Raw genomic sequence first — 22472 nt, 5'->3', positions numbered from 1 at the left:
TATGTTAGAAAGAATTCAAGTCTTAATTTGTGGTGGAACGGGTTGTATGAGTTCCCATTCAAAAGAAATTAAACAAGCATTTGAAGAAGAACTAACAAACCTAGGTATAAAAGATGAGGTTGGTCTTGTCTTAACTGGGTGTTTTGGTTTATGCGAAAGAGGTCCTGTTATTGTTATATATCCGGATGAAACTTTTTATGCTCATGTCAAAGTATCAGATGTTAAAATTATTTGTGAAGAACATCTATTAAAAGGTAGACATATTGATCGACTACTAGTAAAAAACCCGCTTGATCGAAATAAAATCAAGCAAATGAGTCAACTTACATTTTACTCAAAACAAAAACGTATCGCGCTAAGAAATTGTGGACAAATCAATCCACTTGATATAGATGAATATATTGCAAGAGATGGATATTTAGCTTTAGGTGAAGCCTTAACTAAGATGACACCTGATCAAGTAATTAAAGAAGTTTTAGATTCAGGATTAAAAGGTAGAGGTGGCGGAGGCTTTTTAACAGGTTTAAAATGGCAATTTGCTGCACAATCAGTAAGTGATAAAAAATATGTTATTTGTAATGCAGATGAAGGCGATCCAGGTGCTTTCATGGATAGAGCAATCTTAGAAGGTGATCCTCATTCTATTTTAGAAGCTATGGCACTTTGTGGATATGCGATTGGTTCAGATCAAGGTTATATCTATGTTAGAGCAGAATATCCTGTAGCAGTTGAAAGACTGGAACATGCAATTTTACAAGCAAAAGAATATCAATTATTAGGAGATTCTATATTTGGAACTGATTTTAGTTTTAATATTGATATAAGATTAGGTGCTGGAGCATTTGTTTGTGGTGAAGAAACAGCTTTAATAAAATCTATTGAAGGCTTTAGAGGCATGCCAGTTTTAAAACCTCCATTTCCTGCTAAAAAAGGTTTATGGGGATATCCAACAAATGTTAATAATGTAGAAACATTAGCTAATATACCAGTTATATTTTTGAAAGGCGCAGACTATTTTAAATCAATAGGAACAGAAAACTCAACAGGAACAAAAGTTTTTGCTCTTGGTGGGAAAATTAATAATACAGGTTTAGTAGAAGTCCCAATGGGAACAACTTTAAGAGAAGTTGTTTATGATATTGGTGGTGGGATACCAAATAAAAGAAAATTTAAAGCAATTCAAACAGGTGGGCCATCAGGTGGATGTATTACAGAAAAAGATTTAGACACTCCAATTGATTTTGATAACTTGAAAAAACTAGGATCTATGATGGGTTCAGGTGGAATGATTGTTATGGATGAAGATAACTGTATGGTGGATGTTGCTAGATTTTATTTAGAATTTACTGTTGAAGAATCTTGTGGTAAATGTACACCATGTAGAGAAGGCACTAAACAAATGTTAGATATCTTAAATCGTATATGCGATGGAGATGGAACATTAAAAGATATTGATGAGCTAGAAAAGTTGGCGCATATGATTCAAAAGACTTCACTTTGTGGTCTTGGACAAACTGCACCTAATCCTGTTTTATCAACAATTAAACATTTTAGAGATGAATATATCGCGCATGTTGTAGACAAAGCGTGTCCAGCTGGAGTATGTGCTGAACTTACACACTTTGTGATTGATGATGGTTGTATCGGTTGTACTAAATGTGCGAAAAATTGCCCAGTAAATGCAATTTCTGGTTGGCCAAAACAAATTCATATGATAGATGATGAACTATGTATTAAGTGTGGTGCATGTAAGAAAGCATGTCCAGTTGGCGCAATCACCAGCATACCAAGCATAAGAGGTGAAGCAGTATGAGCAAACAAATAAAAATAAACATTAATGGTCTAGACTATGACGCTAACCCAAATGAAACAATTTTACAAGTTGCAGAAAAAAACGATATATATATTCCTCGTTTATGCTTTTTAAAGGATATTCATGAAGATGGAAATTGTCGTTTATGTTCAGTTAAAGTTGAAGGCCAAGTAAATCTAAAACCGGCTTGTAAAACAATGGTTGAAGACGGTATGAAGATTATTACAGATGATCAAGAAGTATATGATACCGTTAGTATGAATTTAGAATTATTAACACATAGACATAACTTTGAATGTTTTAAATGTTCAAGAGAAAACAATTGTGAATTTCTTGATTTACTAAGAAGATATTCTATTGATAATGAATTTACAAATATGTATGGGGATATTGATAGTGATTTTTATTATCAAGATTCATCAGGTGTTATGATTATTGATAGTTCAAAATGTGTATTATGTGGAAGATGTGTTTCTGCTTGTGAAAAACAATCAGGACTAAGTATTCTACATTTTAATGAACGTGGTAACAAAACATATGTTGGCCCAGCACAATTTCATGAGTTAGCAGACAGTGGCTGTATATATTGTGGTAAGTGTATTGGTGCGTGTCCAACAGGAGCACTAAGAGAATCTGATGATATTAAACCTATAGAAAGATTACTTAGAGATCCAAGTAAGACATTAGTTGTTCAAGTTGCTCCTGCAGTAAGAGCTGCACTTGGTGAAGAATTTGGTTATCCAATTGGAACTAATGTTGAAGGTAAATTATTTAGTGCACTTAAAGCACTTGGTATTCATGAAATTATGGATACGAACTTTACTGCAGATTTAACAATTATGGAAGAGGGAACTGAATTTATACATCGTCTACAACACGATGGAGTATTTCCTATGTTTACATCATGCTCACCAGGATGGATTAATCTTTTAGAACTTAATTATCCTGAATTTATTCCAAATCTTTCTTCATGTAAATCTCCTCAACAAATGGCTGGTGCATTAATTAAGACATATTATGCAGAAAAACTAGAAGTAGATGTCAAAGATATTGTATCTGTATCACTTATGCCTTGTATAGCTAAAAAAGAAGAAGCACGTCGTCCTGAAATGGGAAGAAATGGTATTCAAGATGTTGATTATGTCTTAACGACAAGAGAGTTTTCAAGATTAATTCGAAGAAGAGGCATAGACTTTAGAAATCTTGAAGATAGTAAACCTTATGGTATGCTATCATCATATACAGGTGCTGGAGCAATATTTGGAGCAACCGGTGGCGTTATGGAAGCTGCACTTAGAACTGTTAGTGAAATATTAGATAAAAAAGAAACACAAATAGAATTTCAACAAGTTAGAGGAACTGAGCATATTAAAGAAGCAACTTTCCAAATTGCAGGTCAAGATATCAATGTCGCAGTTGTGCATGGTGGAGTTGCAATTCAAGAATTTTTAGATTCATTAAAAGATAGCACAAAACAATATCACTTTGTAGAATTTATGGGATGTACAGGCGGATGTATTAATGGTGGTGGACAACCAATCGTTAAAGCTAAGGATCAAGATAAGTATGATGTGAGAAAATTAAGAGCACAAGTCTTATATGATATTGATGCAAAAGCAACTTTGAGAAAATCTCATCAAAATGAATTTGTGGCAAAACTTTATGAAGATTTTTTAGAAAAACCACATTCTAAGAAAGCACATGAACTATTACATACGACTTATCATAAGAGAGAAGCTTATCAAAATGTTAAATAAAAAACTCATTTTCACACTCTTATTTATGAGCCTGTTATTTATTGTAACAGGCTGTAAAAGAGAAACAATATCTATGGTTGTACCTTATGGTGGTCCACAGTTTGCACAGCTTTATATGCAAGATGATAAGAACTATGATGTAACGATTGTGGAAGGCGCTGACCCGTTAGTTGCAGCATTTGGATCATCAGGTTATGATGTCATTTTTGCACCTACAAATTTAGGGGCAAAACTATATGATTCAAAACCAGATTATCAGTTGATTGCAAGTATCTCATGGGGTAGTTATTATTTAGTTAGCGAATCTGATTTTACATTAAATGACCTTACAGATAGCGAAATTGTATCTTTTGGACAGAATCAAACACCAGATGCTATCTTAAAGTACATTTTAAGTGAAAATGATATTGTACCAAACTTTGATTATAAAGATAGTTTAAGTTCAGTGGTTTCATCATTTATACTTGATAGTAGTAAAATATATTTGCTTAGTGAACCTTCTTTAAGTATCCTAAGTCAAACACATACATTGACAATAATTGATTTACAAGATGAATATGAAACACTAACTGGTTATGAAAGTTATCCTCAAGCAAGTGTGTTTGCTTATAAAGATCTAAGTGAACAACAAGTCAGTCAAATTAAAGAAGATCTTGAATCTTCAATTGAAAATTTAAATACTAATAAAGAACAAACTGCAACATTAGCTATTTATTTAGGTATTGTTATGGAAGAAAGTGTTATAATATCTGCAATACCAAGATTTCATATTAAATATGTTGATGCACTTGACGCGAAAGATGATATCATTGCTTATCTAGAATTACTTCAAGATTTTAATCCTAATTTTATTGGAGAAGAATTGCCAGACCAGTCTTTTTATAGATGAGGTGACTTGTGAAAAATTTATCTATTAAAATATCCTCAATTTTATCACTAGTATTATTATGGTATATCATTTATCTTATTGTTGATCATCCACTTTTAATACCACCAATATCTAAAGTAATTGAGACATTTTTTAAGATGTTAATAGAATCAAGTTTTCTAAATGCATTGTGGCATACCGCTTTTAGATTGATTATAAGTTTACTTATTTCATCAGTTTGTGGTATATCGTTAGGATATTTATCTGCAAAAAACAAGTCAGTTGAACTTGTATTAAGACCTCATGTAACGATACTAAAAACGATACCTGTAATTTCAGTTATTATCATTATGTATATATTAGTGGGTTATCAAATTGCACCATATGTTATTACGTTTTTTATGATATTTCCAATTTTTTATCAAGCGACATATCAAGGTATTAAAGCGATTAATCAAGATTTACTTGATGTATATCATCTTGAGATGGAAAATAGATATTTAGAATTTAAATATGTATATTTACAGAATATAAAAGACTATTTAATTTTAGCCAGTTATCAATCATTTGGTCTTGGCTTTAAAGTTCTTGTAACTTCTGAATTTATTACACAAACTCAAAATTCTATTGGTAAACTTTTATATCAAGCTAAAGTTAATCTTGCATATGATTACGTTTTTGCGATAACTATTTTATTAATCATCATTACAGTATTAGTTGAAGTCTTTATGTCAAGTTTTAAAAAGAAAATGCTTCAAGATACTTAAAAAAATAAACAGATCAGAAAACAGCTATATACTTGTATATAGTTTTTTCTTTCTATTTTTTTATTAAGCTATGTCTTAAGTTTTTTATGCTATACTAAAACTATAAATAAATTTTTAAAATAAATCAATAAAGGTGGTATATTATGAAAATTACTGACTATTTCAAACCTAAATCTTTAGTATATACTGGTCAATATGTAGATCAAGAAACAAAATTTAAGCGTATTGTATATGATGTGGATAAATATGAAGTTTATGATGATTTAGTAAAAACTGAAGGAAAAGAATATATCAAAGTTGTTGGATTAAATGATCTTGATAAAATGAAAGAATTATTTGATATGTACGCAATTGACGGGTTTATTATGGAAGATATTCTAAATGTCAATCAAAGAAATAAGATACAAGCTGTTGGAGATTATATTTTTGCCAGTTTTTCTTTAATGTATCATGAACAAGAAGAAGTAAGAAAAGAATATATGAGCATCATTTTAAAAAAAGATGTAATCATTACTTTTCATGAAACAGAACCGGAATATTTGCTTCCACTTGAAACACTGATTAAAGAATATAAAGAATTAAGAAAAAACGATGTTGATTTTATATTTTATCAAATACTTGATTTAGTCACAGATGATCATTTAGCATCATGCGATATATTTGATTTTGAGATGAACTTATTTGAAGAAGAAATCTTAGAAACAAAAAGATTAGGGCAAGATAAATTTTATGTGCTTAGAAAAAACATTTTACAACTTCAAAATATGACGACTCCATTATATCAACAACTAGAAGATGTTTTAAAAGATCCAGATCATATATTTAGTAAAGTAACAGTTAAATATCTTGATGATTTAATCGATCATATGAATAGACTAGAACAAAAATTAAATCATCTAAGAGATATGATGAAAACAATGTTAGATCTTGATATGAACAATCAGTCAACTAGAATGAATAAAATCATGTCTACATTGACTTTATTTTCTGCAATATTTATCCCACTGTCATTCTTAACTGGATTTTTTGGAATGAATTTCGTTTACTTTGGATTATTAGAATTAGAAAACGCAATATTCTTTTTTGCAGCTATTTGTTTAGCTATTGCAGGTATTATGCTATATATATTTAAAAAGAATCATTGGTTCTAATAAAAACTTTATATAATTGCAACAAAAAAGCACTTAGTAATCTAAGTGCTTTTATTTTTTATGATAAGACTAAATCATTGGAGTTCAAACTTAATCCAGGTTGCTCGATAGTTTTATTAATATCAAATGATATTGAACCATATAAGCCCTCTGTATTCGTATCAGAAAAGTTAATAGTCAAAAGAATAGAACTAGCTCCTATTGATTCGAAATTTTCTTCATAAAGTTGACTAGCAACATTATAAGCAATCTCTTCTAAGTCTTGTATATCTTTTATTTTTACTGATATGTTTGCGTTATAAACATAACTACTAGAAGTTGATTCACCTTTATTATAAGTTATATTGATATCATCAACACCACCGCCACATGATGCAAGAGAGAATATGAGTGTTAAAAGTATGATTACTATAGATAATTTTTTCATATTATTCGCCTCCTAAATCAGTTAAGACTACATCATACTTTTGTCCTTCAACAAATAATGTATAATAATACAATTTATAACCCTTATAAGGATCTGCTACAGCTACAGTCACTGTATAACGTCCTGGTTTACTTGTATCGAAATAGTTTGAGTAGTAGATTGTCGCATTTTCATCTAATATATTGACATTAGATGCTGGATCAAAAGTATCACCTTTTGAAATTGTAACACTATCTTCTTTAATAGAGACTGCATCACCAGTGTTTTCAACTAAAATCATCGTTGTATTTGCTGCAACATAAGCTGATCCTGATATGGTTTCTAATCCATCTATATTAGCTTGATCAGTATTGGTTAATACATTATAAGTAACACCAGCATCAAGTACAACACCAGTTAAGATAGATCTTGGATTACCACTATGAATAACGATGACATCTGGAACATTTGCAGCACCAGTTAGTTTATAAGCAATACCATCAAAGCCTGCATCGGTATCTAAGAATTGTAAGTTAGCTCTTATATCATCTGCGTCATTCATTCTAAATTGTGGATATAGTTTTCTAATTGCAATTAAAGTCTTATAATACTCAAAGACTTCCTTGTATTTTAACTTTCTATCCCATCTAAGTTGATTGACTGAATCAGGAGATTCATAAGAGTTATGATCAAATCCACCTGAACCATCTGGTTTAGAACGCATGAAATCTACACCAGCATGTAAGAATGGTATGCCTTGTGAGGTAAGTATAATCGCGTTTGCTTGAATTTGCATGTCATCAACTAAAGCAGTAGTCACTCTCGTAAGTTTCAATTTATCATATAATGTATTATTATCATGGGCACTTACATAGTTAATCGTTTGATTTGGATTAAGATGCCATTCGTCAAATTCAGTTATACCAGGAAAATCAATGCCTCCTACAATACCATACATAACACCTTGATAATTATATGATGATGTATTGCCTTGAACCCAACCTTTTTCAGTTGCTTGGAATACTGAGCCTTTGACAGCATCTCTTGTTATATCATTAAAAGCACCAACATTATTCATATTTTGAATATTGTCTTTACCAGCTGCTATAGTGTCAGAAAGAGGAGTTGTTCCACCATTCCATGGTTCACCATATACAATTATAGTTGGATCGATTTCTTCTAACATAGCTTGTATATCATTCATGGTTTCATAATCATGAAGTGCCATTAAATCAAATCTAAATCCTGATAAATTATATTCAGTAGCCCAAAACTCAACAGAGTCAACCATGAATTTTCTCATCATTGCTCTTTCTGATGCTGTTTCATTTCCGGTTCCTGAACCATTTGAAAATCCACCATCAGCGATCATTCTATGATAATAACCAGGTACTATTTTATGGAAGTTAGAAGTAGATGATTCACCAGTATGGTTATAAACAACATCCATAATAACGCGAATATCTTGATCATGAAGTGCCATTACAGCTTGTTTAAATTCATTGATTCTAACTTGACCATCAAAAGGATTTGTTGCATATGAACCTTCTAAGGTATTGAAATGATAAGGCATATAACCCCAATTAAATAGATTTTGATAATTTGGATTGTTTGCAACTTCAACTTCATCTACATAGCCAAAATCAAATATAGGTAATAATTGAACAGCATTTACACCAAGTTCAGCTAAATGGTCAAGACCAGTAGTTACACTAACACCATCTTCTGAATAAGTCGTTCCAGTTTCAGTTAAACCCATGAACTTTCCACGATAACTTTCAGTACCATTCCAAGATTCATGTGTTGTTAAATCTCTTACATGTAATTCATAGACGATATAATCTGTTAAATTTTGAATTGTATCTGGTCTACTATCGTATGTCCATCCATCAGGATTAGTTTGGTCAAAGTTGACAATCATACCTCTTTGACCGTTTGCACCTGTTGAGTATGCATAAGGATCAGTAACTTCACTTGTTACACCATTGTTATTAACTAAGAATGTGTAATATTTGAAGTCATAGTCACCTGTAAGTTTAATTTCCCAGGCACCATTTTCTATTTTGGACATTTGAGTTGTTTGATAAGGTGTTAACTCATCATTTAAATCTCCATTGTTATCATAATTAGGGTGACCTTGGTTATATAGATTAAGTGACACGGATTGACTCAATGGAGCCCATAATCTAAAAACAGTAAATTCATCTTCAAAACTGACACCTAATGTTCCATCATAAGTGAATAATTCTTCAAATGCTGGAGTATCATAGATGTTTTGTAGAGATACAATGACTTCACTTGATAGTTCAGAGCTAAATAGTGCTTTAACAGTATATGTCTTTGAAATATCAATACCAGAAACCGTAATAGTAGTTGTTTTACTAGTTGTTGTAGAAGATAAAATTAGAGTTCCATTTTCATAAACTTCATAACCCAGTTCAGGAATATGAGTTGTTTTTAAAATAATTTTCTGACTTGCATCAAATGTAGCAGATAATATTTTAGCTCTATAGTCAGGAATGTTATTTGCAAGGTCATCACTTGATTTACCAATTTGTAAATCACCTTCTACAAAATATACATGACCGATGCCGCTTATAACTTCAACATCTTCTAAATCAATGAAACGATCTCCACCAACTTCTCTATATCCATCCCATGCTCCTTGTTTGATAATAATACCAAGAGTAGTTGCTGTTGGATAATCAGCAGTTAGATCGACTTCATAATAAACACCATGTTCATCAGTTTGTAATCCATCAAAATCATGTTGTATACCGCCTAAAGAAGAAGGCTCACTTTCCCACATCCAAAAATTAAAATTTGTGTAGGTTTCATCATATCTGAAATAATGCACCACAAGAGTTTCTGGTAATTCAGCTGCAACTGCAGAAATTTGAAGTACAAAAATAGATAACGTAAATAAAACTAAAAATAATATTCTTTTCATATTTAATATCCTCCTCATATTAACAATATAACATGATTAGGGCATATATTGATAAATTAATGATAGCGATTACAAAAAGGAAACGGTTGCACAATTGCACAATAGTAAAAGCGGTTACATTTTTTTATGTATTATGATAAAATCAAATTGTCAAGAATTGAATTTAAAATTCTTAAAAACATAGGAGGAAGAAAATGAAAAAAGTATTATTAGCCTTTTTCTTAGTATTATCAGTAACTGCACTTTTCGGAGTTAAAGCATTTGCTGCTGGTACAGGGAATTTGGTTGTTCACTTCCAAGCTTGGGATGGAGATTATACAGATCTTGGTTCATGGGCATGGGGAGATACAGCTGCTGGCAAACGTATGGATGGCACTGATGATTTTGGTGCATACTGGAATTACAATGATTTAGCTGTAGGAACTGAAGTTGGTTTCATAGCTGTTTATTGGGAAGGCGATGGCCCAAATTGGGATAAAAAATTAACTGGAGATATGAATATTCCATCTGATACAATCATTGAAGATGAAACAGTACATGTTTATATATTCCAAGGCGCTGCTACAGTTAAAGAAGAAGGAGTTATAACTGACTCTCAAGTATTTGTCGCATCTAACGAACATTATAACCTTTTACTTACATATTTTGATCCATCAGGAAGTTATGAAGAAACACTTGGTGTTCATGCTTGGAATGGTTGGGTAGATGTTCCTGCTGAATGGGGTACTCCAGCTCAAGTTTTCTCAACTGCTGGTAAAACTTCAGATGATAAAGTTGTAAAAGCTGCAATGCTTCATTCAACTGCTTCAGATGCTGGTTTATTAATTTATGCTGGCGAAGATGCTAACAAAAAGACTGGTGATGTTAATTTAAGTGCTGCATTATCAGAAACTCCTGCATTAGGTGATGTTGGTGTTGCTTATGTATTAAGTAAAGGTGATGGATATACTGCTGGTGACAACATATATTATAATGAACCTACTACATTCTCTGAAGAAGCATTCACATTTAAGTTGACTGAATACAATGCAGAAACTTCAAGTGGAACATATGCTGTCGATCCAACAACAATTATTGTTAAGACATCAGCTTTAGTTAGTTCTCCACTTACTGCTGAAGGCGCTATTGAATACTTAGCTATGCAAGAAATCGAAGCTTGGTTTGAAGTTAGAGCTAATTTAGGTGAAGGTGAATATGGTTCTGCTTTAAGAATTGAACGTGTTGACTTTGCAACTACTAATGAAACATTAAATTCATTTGTAATTATTTTACAAACTGCATTAGTAAATGATGCAGAATATACATTATTCTTTGATAATGGTGAAGTTCAAGCTGATATTGATTTAGCTATGGATACTGAAGCTCCAGAATTAGTATTTGTTTCTCCAGCTGGTATCGTTGATACTCCTGAAGCACAAAGAATTATCGAAGTTCCTTGGGGAACACCATTTAATCAAAATTTATTCCCTAGATTTAGAGCTGTAGATAATCGTGATGGAGATTTAACTTCATTCGTATTTGTACCTAAAGGTGAAAATTCAGTCTTAGATACTAGAACTGAAGGCGATTATGTAATCGTATTGCGTGTTGTTGATAAATGGGGTAATGTTACTGATGAAGCATTCACATTTAGAGTCGTTAAAGGCGAGTAAGGGAGGCATATGATGAAAAAATTTCTATTAATATTATTCGTTGTTCTTGGTAGCTTAACTCTTGCTGCATGTAATGAAGATCCTACGGATCCAACAGATCCAACAGATCCTGAAAATAATGGTGAATTAATTGACTTTGCAGATACATTTACTCAAAAATCAAAAATCCGTGTATGGATTGATGATGAAAATGGTGAATATATGCAAGAAGTTATTACAGAGTTTAATAAAATTTATCCAAATATCGTGGTTGAACATGAACATATGGGTTCAGTTGATGCACGTGAATTATTAAAAACTTTTGGTCCTTCAGGAAATGGTGCAGACGTATTCCAATTCCCACATGATCATTTAGCTCAAGCTATATTAGAAGATTTAGTATATCCACTTCCAGATGCAACACGTACTTTATTAGAAGCACGTTCTGCTGAACTAGGTCTACAAATTGCAACTTTAACTTATGATGAAGGCGCAAACTCATTTGACCCACAAAGTCCAAATGCAGTTGAAAGACTATATGCTGTACCAATGTCTCTAGAATCAGTTGGTTTATATTATAATACTGATTTAGTTACTACTCCAGCAGCTACATTTGAAGAATTATTTGCAGCAGCTGACGTTTGGAATGCAGCTCAAGCATCTGATGCTTCAGGTAGAACTAACGCAGAAGCAGGATTATATTACTTAGGTACATCTAGTCACTGGGCTGATAGCTATTTCAATCAAGCTATTTATTCAGCATTTGGATTCTATCCATTTGGCACTAATTTAGATGATCCAAATGCAGTTGGTTTTGTAAATGCAGTTCCTGCTCTTGAATGGATGAGAGACGAATTGAAACCACGTACAACTGGTACTGGTTCACATAACTCAATTTCTGCAAGTGGTAACTTTGAATTAGGTAAAGTTCCTTATATTATTGCTGGTCCATGGAATATTGAAGCTTATAAAACTGCTGGTGTAAATTTTGCAATCGCTCCAATGCCAACAATTAATGTTGATGGTACTGATCAAGCTACTCAAACTTTCGCTGGTGCACAAATGGCTGCAGTATATAAATATTCAAATAATAGAGAAGATGCAATTAAGTTTGTTGAATTCTTAGCATCAGATGTTGCTATGGAATTAATGTATCAATATAAAGGTAAATTACCAGCACTTAAAACTGAATTACTAACAGGTATTGAAGGTGTAAGTACTGATACATATCTATTAGCTATGGCTGATCAATTAGCAACTTCAGTACCAATGCCAACAATCCCTCAAGTAACTTATTACTGGGGACCAGGTGAAACAATGGTTATTGAAGTGTGGAACAATGGTGTAGCTCCTGCAACAGCAGCAGCAACAGCAGAACAATCTTATAGAACTCGTGTAGGTCTAGCAGGATAATTTAAAGTAAAAGATTTATAATTATAACTAGGATGAGGCGGCATGATATGTGCCGCCCTCATTTAGTTTATATAATGGAGGCCTAAATGAAAATTTATAGCATTTTAAAAGCAATTGCATCTGGCTTAATTTGGGGGCTAGGACAATTACTGAACGGACAATTTTTCAAGTTTCTATTCTTTTTTGTCGTTTTTGTTTTATTCGTTGGTATTGAATTTCAAACAAGTCATTATCAAGATGATATCAACGCTTATGATAAAATTGTCGGTAAAGATTTTGGTGATGATTGGTATGTAAATGGCTTTTTAGCTGAATACAATTACAATAAACTTGTTGATGGCACTGAATATGAAGACTTTGAAGTATTTATTGATGAAATAGGTGGACAAAGTAATCTAACAGAGGATTTATTTATTCAATTTTTTGCACAAGATCTAAAAAAGAATAATCCGATACGATATACGAACTTAGTGACAAATGAAGACATTTTAGTAGATGATTTTAATCAAGGTTATGATGAAGAAAACATCGTGCATTTACTTAGAAAACAAACTCTTTATAAAGATGATTTAGGTATTTATTATAAAGAAAGAAATGTCGTTCAAGAAGACGGAAGCAACAAAAAAGAATTTATAGAAACAACAATACTTACAGATGAATTAAATGAAAGCAATATATTGTCTTCAAATGAAGGATTAACATTATTTGTTAAATCAGGTGAAATATATACTGCTAACTCAAAAATTTATGTAAAAGTTATGGATGATGGGTTAACTAAATATATAGATCTACAAAGTAATGAATTAATTTCATTAACGTCTCCTACTGCTGTAAGAGTAGAAGGACCAATTTATGAATTAGATGGAAATATATATGAATATTATGAACCAAATTTAATATATAACTCAAAGCGTATTCAATATAAAGAAACAGATTTTTCAATTACATTTAGACAAGCAATGAGCTATACATACTCATATGCTTGGAATGAATATAATGGTATAGATTATACTAAATTAATGATTAAAGTTTATCATGAATTAAATCCAGAAGTTAGAGATAGTTTCTTGGAGTCATATAATAATTTTTTCTACGATCAAGGTGGCCTATTTGTTAGAGGGTATTGGGCTGTATTTACATTAGGTACAGCTAAGAAGATTAGTATTAGTGGACATATGGGTTTAATGGATGCTATGATTGGCACCAGGGATTCAGATTTCTCTCTACTATCAACTGTTATGATATCTGATCCTGTTCCTATTCAAGGACATGTTTCTACATTGTTATTATTAGAAGGTCTAATTGGAGTTATTTTATCATTCTTTTTCTTTATCATTATGATTTGGAATATAAGAGATGCATACGTGACTTCTGAAAAGAAACGACAGAAACAAAAAGTTTTAAAAGGACTAGATTATTTCAAGAATGTTTATGAAGATAGTTTTGAATATATAGTCTTATCTCCAGCAATATTTGTACTTGGATTTATATCTATTATGCCAATAGCATTTGGCTTTGTAATAGCATTTACCAATATTTCTGGTAATGAATCAATGCTAGATACATTTGATTGGGTTGGACTTACAAACTTCTTTGCACTCTTTAATTTTACAACTGGCCTTGGTGCTTCGTTTGGACTTGCATTTTGGAGGGTATTATCCTGGACGATTGTTTGGGCAGTGTTATCAACTGGTACAGTATTCTTCGGTGGATTTATCCAAGCATTGATACTTAATAGTGAAAAAGTTGTCTTTAGAAAATTGTGGCGTACTATACTCATTCTCCCATGGGCAATCCCAGCTTTATTATCACAAATGGTTTTTTCAGTTATGTTTAATGAAGTCGGTTTTGTCAATACATTTATGCAAGAGATTGGTATTTATGAAATATTAAGAAATTTAAAAATGCTTGGTGTAAGCTATGATAGTCTAACAGGATTTTCTAGGTTGCTATATTTAGGTGAATCTAATATACAATGGTTTAGTAATCCATTTAATCCAACATTTGTAAGAGCAACACTAATTGTTGTTAATATATGGTTAGGATTCCCATATTTTATGGCACTTATGACAGGCGTTATGACAGCAATCGATAAGACATTATATGAAGCTGCTGATATTGATGGTGCATCGAGTATGCAAAAAATATCAAAAATCACAATGCCTTTAGTACTTTATTCAACCGCACCAATATTAATTATGACTTTCTCAGGTAATTTTAATAACTTCGGGGTCATCTATTTCATTACCGGAGGTGGACCGAACGCTGGCATTGCTAGTCGAGGTTTTGCCGGGGATACGGATATTTTAATCTCATGGATGTATACCTTAACTGTTGATTACTCAATATTTAATATGGCATCAGTGTTCTCAGTACTTATATTCTTGTTTGTTGGTTCCCTAACTGCATGGAACTTATCAAGAACAAGAGCTTTCATGGAGGATTAATATGGATCTAATATACTTTATAATCGGATATGTATTATTGGTCGCTCTTGCAGTCCAATGGGGAACAGCTTATGATCATGCAGTAAAAAAAGGATATGAAGGCAGAAAATATCTTTTAATGAGTTTGATTCCAGTTTATGGTTACTTATACGTCTCAAAATTACCTACTAAATTACATGTAACAGAGGAAGAATTAAAGCATTTATTGAGTTTTACGATTTTAAGTAAAAGAATTCTTTTATATATGCTTTTAGTTCTTGTTGGGTTAATTATTGTTATTCCAGTTTTTATATTAATCTACTTGTCACTTCAAAATCATTTATTACAAACATTGTTTACAGTTTATATTGTTATACTATTATTCTTTATTCATCAGGGAACAGTTGTAGATTATGCTCGTAAAAAAGGACATGAAGGTGTTAAGGTTGGACTTATTGGATTAATACCAGTTTATGGATTTTATTATTACATCAAAAAAGAGAAAAAAAGAAATGTTTCTAAACAAGGACTAAAAGAAGTATTTAGTTTTTCTAACTTTGTTCAAAGAATTTTAATTTATGGAGAAATAACTTTAGTAGCAATTATTGTTATTGTTCCAGTTGTTTATATCTTTGGTATGGCATTTGCAAATCTTAGAACAGATATTCCAAGTGCAATATGGCCAGAAAATCCATCATTTGGAGCATTTAGATTCTTATTTGAAGAAACCAACTTCACAAGATGGTATTGGAATACGTTAAAGATTGCACTTATTAATATGTTTGTTGGTACTATTTTAATTACAGGTGCAGCATACGTATTTGCTAGATTTACTTTTAAAGGTAAAAAAGCAGGCTTATTAGCTATTTTAGTACTCCAAGCTTTCCCATCATTTATGGGACTTATTGCGATGTATGTATTATTTTGGAAATTTGGCTTGTTAGGTAAACCTACAGCCTTATCTATATTGTATATCGGAGGTAGTATTCCAGGTAACTTGTGGTTAATTAAAGGTTTCTTATCGCAAATACCAAAGGATCTCGATGAATCAGCAATGATAGATGGAGCTAATAAACTTCAGATATTTATTAGGATTATTTTACCGCTCGCAGTTCCAATTTTAACATTTGTTGCAGTATCAATGTTTATGGGTCCTTGGATGGATTATATGCTTCCAGGGTACTTGTTGAGATTTAAACCCGTTGGTGCAGCTGCTGATTATGATATCACAACGCAATGGACACTTGCAGTTGGATTGTTTAAGTTTATTAATGATTTAAACTATCAAAACTATAGTGCGTTTGCTGCCGGTGCAATATTTGTAGGTATACCAATTACTGCTTTATACATGGCCTTCCAAAAATATTTAATTGAAGGTATTATGGCAGGTGCGACAAAAGGATAATAAATATTATAAAGATGCTAGTATTAAGCTATTAGCATCTTTTTTTGCTTGTATTTATTAAACAATATTGTTGTAAAATATGTGAATATTGAAACATATTTTCAAATAATGATAATCTTACAAAATAAATAATATGCAAACGGTACCAAAGCTATTTAATAAATCTTTTTATGGTAAAATATAATAGATAAACTATGTTAGGAGACATATATAATATGAATACAATATTTGAACATAAAGATACCTTTAAAAAGGAATATGTAAAAAAATTATCAGACCTTTTTCAAGTTGAATTAAAAGACTCTACAGTCTATCAAAGATATAGCGTTTTAGCACATTTACTTGACGAATCATTAAAAGAAAATTTCGAGAAAACAAATGCATATGTAAAAGAAAATAATCTTAAGAAAACTATTTATTTTTCTATGGAATTTTTAATGGGACGCCTCATAACAAATAATCTACAAAACAGTGGTTATTATGATGTTGTTAAAGAAGCTTTTAAAGATCTAGATCTTGATTTAAATGAAGTTGAACATGCTGAAGAAGATGCAGGATTAGGTAATGGTGGACTTGGAAGACTTGCTGCGTGTTTCTTAGATTCATCAGCATCATTAGGATTACCTTTATACGGAAATAGTCTTCGTTACAGAGAAGGATTCTTTGTACAAGAAATAAAAAATCATAAGCAAGTTGAACATCCAGATCCTTGGTTAAAGAAAGAATTTATTTGGGAAGAAAAAGATGAAGCAAACGCAATTAATATTCCATTATTTGGATATGTTGAACATACTCAACTTATTAATCCAGTATGGATAAAAGCAATCCCATATAATGTTAAAATTGTTGGCGATAAAAATGGTGTTGTTACATCTCTACGCTTATGGGCAACAGATGCATCAGATTTACAAAAACATGTCGGCGAAGATTATCTTCGTATGGTTCACGGTGTTGATAGACAACTATATCCAGATGATTCAAATGAAGAAGGCAAAACATTAAGATTACTTCAATCTTATGTGTTTAGTGCTGCTGGTGTTAAACAAGCAATTAAAGAACATAAAGATTTAGGTAGAGATCCTAAAGATTTCCATAAATTTTATACATTCCAAATTAATGATACCCACCCAACGCTAGTCATTCCAGAAATGATGCGTATCTTAATGGATGAAGAAAAAATCGGATATGACCAAGCTTGGAGTATTACGACACAAACTTGTGCATTTACAAATCATACAATCTTATCTGAAGCTTTAGAAAAATGGGATATAAGAATTTTTAGAAATTTATTACCTAGAATATATGAAATCGTGCAAGAAATGAATCGAAGATTTAGAAGTATCTTGGTAACTGATGGAAGATTTAATAAAGAACAAGTTTATTTAATGGGGTTAATCGGACAAAATCATGTCCGTATGGCTCATATTTGTATTTATGGTTCATTTAGTGTAAATGGTGTAGCAGCATTACACACAGACATATTAAAAAATGAAGAAATGAAAGACTTCTTCACTTTATATCCAGATAAGTTCAATAATAAGACTAATGGTATCACACATCGTCGTTGGCTTATTCATACAAATAAAGAATTAACTAAAATCTTAGATGATACAATTGGTAGTTTTTGGAGAGATGATCTAACAAAATTAGAGTTACTTGATGCATATAAGAATGATTCAAAAACGCAAAATTTAATTGATCAAATGAAAAAAACAAAGAAACAAGCTTTAGCAGATCAAATTTTTGAAAAACAAGGTGTTAAATTAGATGTTAATTCGATTTTTGATATTCAAGTAAAACGTCTTCATGAATATAAACGTCAACTAATGAATATACTTCATATCATTTATGTATATCAAAAATTAAAATCTGATCCAGTATTTAAAGAAAACTATTATCCGCATTCATTTATATTTGGTGCTAAAGCTGCGCCAAGTTATTATATGGCAAAACAAGTTATTGAATTAATCGATACATTTGCTGATATTGTGAATAATGATGAATCCACTAATTATTTATTAAAAGTAGTATTTGTTAGAAACTATAATGTCACATATGCTGAATATATTATGCCAGCAGCTGATTTATCAGAACAAATTTCAACAGCTACTAAAGAAGCAAGTGGAACAGGTAATATGAAATTTATGATGAACGGTGCATTAACTATTGGAACAATGGATGGTGCAAATGTGGAAATCGTAAGAGAAGCTGGTATGGATAATAATATAATCTTTGGTTTATCTGCACCTGAAGTTTCTGAAATATATGCTAACAACGGATACAAACCAAGAGAGATTTATGAAAAAGATCAAAGATTAAAAGATGTCTTTCATTTTGTTAGATCAATGCATAAAAATCCAGCACATTTTGATTACATCTTAAATAATTTATTAAATAGTGATTATTTCTTTGTCTTAAAAGATTTTGATAGTTATGTAACAGCACATGAGATTGCAAATGAATATTATAAAGATAGAAATGGATGGTTACATAAATCAATAATGAATATTGCACATTCAGGATTCTTTACATCTGATCGCACTATTACAAATTATAATAATGACATTTGGCATTTAAATAAAATAGATTTAAAAAAATAGGTATAAAGGACTGATAAATATGGCTAAACAAACAAAGGTAGATATGCGTGGGTTAACAATTTATCAAGTGTTTCCTAGACAACACTCAGAAAAACAAAATTTTGAGGGTGTTATCGATGATTTAGATAGAATCGCAAATATGGGAGTAGATATTATATATTTACTTCCTTTTCATCCTATTGGAAAAGTATCTAGAAAAGGTCTCAAAGGAAGCCCGTATTCAATTGTTGATTTTTATAAAATTGATAAAGATCTAGGCACATTAGAAGATTTAAAGAGATTAGTTGAAAAAGCACATAAAAAAAACATGAAAGTTATGATGGATATTGTTTTCAATCACACATCAAAAGATTCTGTTTTGACTCAAGAGCATCCAGAATGGTTTTATAGAAAATCTGATGGAAGCCTAGCTAATCGAGTTGGTGATTGGAGCGATATCACTGATTTAAATTATGATTTAGAGGAAGTTCAAGATTATTTTGTTGATGTCTTGGTTTATTGGGCGTCTATTGTTGACGGCTTTAGATGTGATGTTGCGCCATTATTGCCTATCGATTTTTGGATAAAAGCAAGAAAAGAAGTAGAAAAAAATAGTCCAGATATTATTTGGTTAACCGAATCAGTTCATCCTGAATTTATTAAGTATATAAGAGATCAAGGATACGATTGTTCATCTGATGGACAAATGTATGATGCATTTGATATGTGCTATGAATATGATATTTTTGATTTCATGGATGCATATCTATTAAAAGACAGTAAAAAATTAAGCAGATGGCTAGAAGAAATATATCGGCAAGAAATGATTTATCCAAAAAATTATATTAAAATTAGAGGTTTTGAAAATCATGATCAAAGACGATTAAGAGACAAGGTAAGAGATCATAAGCATTTTATGAACATGTTAACCATGATGTTTTTCTTAAAAGGAACAACATTTATTTATGCAGGACTTGAACACGAAATTGATCATTTACCAAATCTTTTTGAAGATGATGTCATTGTTTGGAATCCTAAGCAATCATTAGAAACATATATAAAAAAACTAACTGATATGAAAAAAGAACCTATTTTTTCACATGGTGTATTTAATATGCATGCGCATGATCAAATCGCAGTATTTTCTTATGAATACAAAGAAGATATGATCTTAGGGATTTTTAATCTAGAAAATCTAGATGACATAGAAGTTCCGTTAACAGATGGAAGTTATGAAGATTTTCTTTCTATGCGAAAAATAGAAGTTAATCATGGTAAAATAAAACTAGATGAAAAACCTATTATTATAAAGACACATAAAGGACGTAGAAGATGAATATTTTTATTGATGATTTCAAATTGATCCGAATTGAAAGTGACAAATTTATCCACTCAATCGAGTTAGAAAACAACAGGGTAAACTGGTTAAAAAATGAAGGTATCAATCAGTATTTCACAACTGAAAGTGACATTGATTTACACAAAAATGATAAAATCGCAATTAATCATGAGACTTTTCCACTTCTAATTGGATTAGTCACTTTGACCAAAGCATTTGAACAAAGATTTAGATATGATGGACCATTAGGGTTTGTTTATGACCAAAATGCGACATCTTTTTATCTTTTTTCTCCAGTTGCAAAACAAGTTTATCTAATGCTTGGTGAAAATAGATATGAAATGGAATATAGTGAGCCTATTTGGTCAGTAAAAGTTGATGGAGATCATCATTTAAAAACGTATTATTATCAAGTTAAGCTCGTTGGTTTATTTAAAGATGTGAAAGATCCATATACTGTTGGAGCTTCTTCAAAAGGGTCTCATATCGTTGATTTTAATAGAGCATATCCACTTTCAAAAACTCCAATAAAAGTTAAAAACTATGTAGATTCAGTTATCTACGAAGGTCATGTAAGAGATATGTCTATTAATTTAGATGTTACACATAAAGGTTTATATGATGGTTTACTTGAGGATAGTAAAATATTAGGAAGCAATGTCTTAACATATATAAAAAAATTAGGCATGACACATTTACAATTTTTACCAATTTTTGATTTTGATGATGTGTTTGATGATCATAAGCAATTAAAATATAATTGGGGATATAATCCAAGCCAATATTTTTCTTTAGAAGGATGGTTTTCTAAATCACCAGATGATCCATATGATAGAATTAATAGTTTAAGAAGAATCGTCGATTATGCACACCAAATTAAACTAGGTATCAATATGGATGTTGTTTATAATCATGTATTTCAATTTAGAACATTTCCATATGATGATTTAGTTCCAGGTTATTTTTATAGACATGATAGTAGCTTAAAGATGACTGATAACTCTTATTGTGGAAATGATGTAGAAACCAGAAACTATATGGTAAGAAGACTGATCGTAGATAGTCTATCTCATCTTCAAGCAACATATCAACTTGATGGATTTAGATTTGATTTGATGGGACTTTTAGATATAGACACTATGTTACTCATAGAAAAGACTTTAAAACAACAAAATCCTCACATTATGTTATATGGTGAAGGATGGAATATGCAAACTGAAATTCCCCATAAAAAACAAGCAAATATGAGTAACCAATCTAAATTTCAAGGCTATGCACATTTTAATGATGCATATAGAAATACAATGAAAGGCGAACTTCACGGAGATGGATTAGGTTTTACAATGGGCAACTATCGTCTGCAACATAAAGCGATGGATGTGATTATTGGATCGCCACATATGTTTAAATCACCAAGTCAGAGTATTAACTATGTTGAGTGTCATGATAATTTAACATTTTACGACAAAATGGTTTTGGCACATGGATTTGAATTACCAGACTTTAAAGTTGCTCAAGATTTAGCAAATCATTTAATAGCAATCTCTCAAGGCGTTCCATTTTATCATGCGGGTCAAGAATTTTATCGCACGAAAAAAGGTGTAGAAAATTCTTATAATTCTCCAGATGATATCAATCAAATCACTTGGAGAGTCAAAGAAGAATCTGTTAAAAAACTAAGAGCGCTATTAAAGCTTAGAAAAAAATATAAGCTTTATCGTCAAACTACATATAATAGCAGTGTAACAATTTCAAAATCTAAAAAATTAATCATATATCGCCTAGAAGATGAAAAAAACATTTTAATTCACTATATCAAAAATTACTACGATTTAGAGAAACTTCCACTAGAAGATGGAAAACTTATTTTTCCTTCTCAAAAAGCTATAACTGGAAGTCATGCTATGTATGTAGATCAACCAGGTATATATATTGTACATATAAAAAAATAAAAAAAGAGGTGTTAA

14 protein-coding genes are annotated in these 22472 nt (G+C 31.1%); 12 read left to right on the top strand and 2 right to left on the bottom strand.

What is annotated here, in order from left to right; genetic code table 11:
* The first annotated feature begins 1 nt into the window (after position 1).
* From MPAN_RS06795 to MPAN_RS06775, 5 genes are all read left to right on the top strand, one after another.
* Positions 2–1813, top strand: coding sequence for an NADH-quinone oxidoreductase subunit NuoF (locus MPAN_RS06795; RefSeq protein ID WP_176239936.1), 1812 nt, complete (start codon positions 2–4; stop codon positions 1811–1813).
* Complete coding sequence (locus MPAN_RS06790) at positions 1810–3570, top strand: NADH-dependent [FeFe] hydrogenase, group A6 (RefSeq protein WP_176239937.1); 1761 nt, start codon at positions 1810–1812, stop codon at positions 3568–3570. The genes MPAN_RS06795 and MPAN_RS06790 overlap by 4 nt, the downstream gene beginning before the upstream one ends.
* Entirely contained in the window at positions 3560–4459 is a 900-nt protein-coding gene (locus tag MPAN_RS06785) for a hypothetical protein (RefSeq protein ID WP_176239938.1), read from the top strand. Before MPAN_RS06790 ends, MPAN_RS06785 begins: the two co-directional genes overlap by 11 nt.
* An 8-nt stretch (positions 4460–4467) precedes the next feature.
* Positions 4468–5205: an ABC transporter permease gene (locus tag MPAN_RS06780; RefSeq protein WP_176239939.1), complete on the top strand. Its 738-nt coding sequence runs from the start codon at positions 4468–4470 to the stop codon at positions 5203–5205.
* Positions 5206–5348: 143 nt separating this feature from the next.
* Positions 5349–6356, top strand: coding sequence for a CorA family divalent cation transporter (locus tag MPAN_RS06775; protein ID WP_176239940.1), 1008 nt, complete (start codon positions 5349–5351; stop codon positions 6354–6356).
* Positions 6357–6414: 58 nt separating this feature from the next.
* On the opposite strand, the gene MPAN_RS06770 is transcribed toward MPAN_RS06775, so the two are convergent.
* On the bottom strand, positions 6415–6783 hold the full coding sequence (locus MPAN_RS06770) for a lipoprotein (protein ID WP_176239941.1): 369 nt from the start codon (positions 6781–6783) through the stop codon (positions 6415–6417).
* A gap of 1 nt (position 6784) precedes the next feature.
* On the bottom strand, positions 6785–9712 hold the full coding sequence (gene pulA / locus MPAN_RS06765) for a type I pullulanase (protein ID WP_176239942.1): 2928 nt from the start codon (positions 9710–9712) through the stop codon (positions 6785–6787).
* A gap of 194 nt (positions 9713–9906) precedes the next feature.
* Between pulA and MPAN_RS06760 the strand changes: the two genes are divergently transcribed.
* The 7 genes from MPAN_RS06760 (at position 9907) to MPAN_RS06730 (ending at position 22457) form a co-directional block, all read left to right on the top strand.
* Entirely contained in the window at positions 9907–11364 is a 1458-nt protein-coding gene (locus MPAN_RS06760) for a pullulanase-associated domain-containing protein (protein WP_176239943.1), read from the top strand.
* A 12-nt stretch (positions 11365–11376) separates the two neighbouring features.
* Positions 11377–12756 carry an extracellular solute-binding protein gene (locus MPAN_RS06755; protein WP_176239944.1) on the top strand — a complete coding sequence of 460 codons (1380 nt, stop codon included), beginning with the start codon at positions 11377–11379 and terminating at the stop codon, positions 12754–12756.
* 86 nt (positions 12757–12842) lie between these two features.
* Positions 12843–15203, top strand: coding sequence for a carbohydrate ABC transporter permease (locus MPAN_RS06750; RefSeq protein WP_176239945.1), 2361 nt, complete (start codon positions 12843–12845; stop codon positions 15201–15203).
* Between the two features lies 1 nt (position 15204).
* Positions 15205–16587 (top strand): sugar ABC transporter permease, encoded by a 1383-nt coding sequence (locus tag MPAN_RS06745; RefSeq protein WP_176239946.1) that lies wholly within the window; start codon positions 15205–15207, stop codon positions 16585–16587.
* 215 nt (positions 16588–16802) lie between these two features.
* Positions 16803–19187 (top strand): glycogen/starch/alpha-glucan family phosphorylase, encoded by a 2385-nt coding sequence (gene glgP, locus MPAN_RS06740; protein ID WP_176239947.1) that lies wholly within the window; start codon positions 16803–16805, stop codon positions 19185–19187.
* A gap of 19 nt (positions 19188–19206) precedes the next feature.
* Positions 19207–20502: an alpha-amylase family glycosyl hydrolase gene (locus tag MPAN_RS06735; protein WP_176239948.1), complete on the top strand. Its 1296-nt coding sequence runs from the start codon at positions 19207–19209 to the stop codon at positions 20500–20502.
* Positions 20499–22457: an alpha-amylase family glycosyl hydrolase gene (locus MPAN_RS06730; protein WP_176239949.1), complete on the top strand. Its 1959-nt coding sequence runs from the start codon at positions 20499–20501 to the stop codon at positions 22455–22457. Before MPAN_RS06735 ends, MPAN_RS06730 begins: the two co-directional genes overlap by 4 nt.
* Positions 22458–22472: the final 15 nt, after the last annotated feature.

The organism is Mariniplasma anaerobium (assembly GCF_016865445.1).
GTDB lineage: Bacteria > Bacillota_I > Bacilli_A > Acholeplasmatales > Acholeplasmataceae > Mariniplasma > Mariniplasma anaerobium.
This window is presented reverse-complemented; position numbering and strand designations above follow the sequence as displayed.

Excerpts from the sequence above, each read along its gene's own strand:
- MPAN_RS06795 (WP_176239936.1), top strand. The coding sequence starts at position 2 with ATGTTAGAAAGAATTCAAGTCTTAATTTGTGGTGGAACGGGTTGTATG.
- MPAN_RS06790 (WP_176239937.1), top strand. The coding sequence starts at position 1,810 with ATGAGCAAACAAATAAAAATAAACATTAATGGTCTAGACTATGACGCT.
- MPAN_RS06785 (WP_176239938.1), top strand. The coding sequence starts at position 3,560 with ATGTTAAATAAAAAACTCATTTTCACACTCTTATTTATGAGCCTGTTA.
- MPAN_RS06775 (WP_176239940.1), top strand. The coding sequence starts at position 5,349 with ATGAAAATTACTGACTATTTCAAACCTAAATCTTTAGTATATACTGGT.
- MPAN_RS06770 (WP_176239941.1), bottom strand. The coding sequence starts at position 6,783 with ATGAAAAAATTATCTATAGTAATCATACTTTTAACACTCATATTCTCT.
- pulA (WP_176239942.1), bottom strand. The coding sequence starts at position 9,712 with ATGAAAAGAATATTATTTTTAGTTTTATTTACGTTATCTATTTTTGTA.
- MPAN_RS06760 (WP_176239943.1), top strand. The coding sequence starts at position 9,907 with ATGAAAAAAGTATTATTAGCCTTTTTCTTAGTATTATCAGTAACTGCA.
- MPAN_RS06755 (WP_176239944.1), top strand. The coding sequence starts at position 11,377 with ATGAAAAAATTTCTATTAATATTATTCGTTGTTCTTGGTAGCTTAACT.
- MPAN_RS06750 (WP_176239945.1), top strand. The coding sequence starts at position 12,843 with ATGAAAATTTATAGCATTTTAAAAGCAATTGCATCTGGCTTAATTTGG.
- MPAN_RS06745 (WP_176239946.1), top strand. The coding sequence starts at position 15,205 with ATGGATCTAATATACTTTATAATCGGATATGTATTATTGGTCGCTCTT.
- glgP (WP_176239947.1), top strand. The coding sequence starts at position 16,803 with ATGAATACAATATTTGAACATAAAGATACCTTTAAAAAGGAATATGTA.
- MPAN_RS06735 (WP_176239948.1), top strand. The coding sequence starts at position 19,207 with ATGGCTAAACAAACAAAGGTAGATATGCGTGGGTTAACAATTTATCAA.
- MPAN_RS06730 (WP_176239949.1), top strand. The coding sequence starts at position 20,499 with ATGAATATTTTTATTGATGATTTCAAATTGATCCGAATTGAAAGTGAC.